General features: G+C 56.1%; 1 protein-coding gene. It reads right to left on the reverse strand.

From position 1 onward, the window contains the following. On the reverse strand, positions 1-789 hold a 789-nt coding region (locus HMPREF2792_RS04145), incomplete at both ends, for an HNH endonuclease signature motif containing protein (protein ID WP_198530294.1).

Genomic DNA, 789 nt, shown 5'->3' on the forward strand with positions numbered 1-789 from the left:
GGGGATGTCCTCGCCGCTGTCGGTGTTGGTTTGGGTTTCGGCTTCGGCGTTGGCTTTGGTTTGGGCTTGTTGTTGTGCGTAGTCGTCGAGTTCTTGTTTGAGGTGTTGGGCTTGTTCGCGCACGCGTTTTCTGGTGGTGGTGATGTGTTGGGCGACTGTTTGCGCCCACCGTTTTTGCTTGGGTGCCAGGGGGCCTTCTGCTTCGTTGATGGTCCAGGTACCGTCGGCGAAAAGCCAGATAACATCCCCACTGTAGGGGTCCAGCAGGTATTTTAAGGTGCCATCGGTTTTCATGTTGTGGTGTCCTTGGCATAAGCATGCCAGGTTCTTCGGATGTGTTGGCCCGCCTTCAGCCCAGTTGTGCCGGTGGTCAAGCTGGGTAAGAAAGGCTGGCTCTTCACATCCGCCGACCCGGCAGGTTCCGTCGCGGCCTTCGACGTGTTTGCGCATAATCAGGCCCGGTTGGTAGCCGTCTGCTTCGGCTACCTCGCCGGTTAAGTCCCGGGTTTTATCATGCGGCATGGGCTCTTGTCGCCAGCCGAAGCCTTCAATAAAGGTTGGGGCATTGTCGATATCGCAGGCTTGGTAGGTGTGTAAGACTACGGTGGCTGGTGGTTGTATCTCGCCGCTTAAGAGTTTGATGACTGCTTCAGCAACAGTGATTCCTTCTTTTGCGGCGGTTTGGTGGATGAAGGCATCGAGTTTAATGCCGGTGTCTTCTTCAACCTGGAGTTCCAGCCAGGCAGAGGTTCCGTTGGAGGAGAAGCGGTAGGTGTCTTTGGGGCGGGT

Source organism: Corynebacterium sp. HMSC068H04 (assembly GCF_001811255.1).
Taxonomy (GTDB): domain Bacteria; phylum Actinomycetota; class Actinomycetes; order Mycobacteriales; family Mycobacteriaceae; genus Corynebacterium; species Corynebacterium hesseae.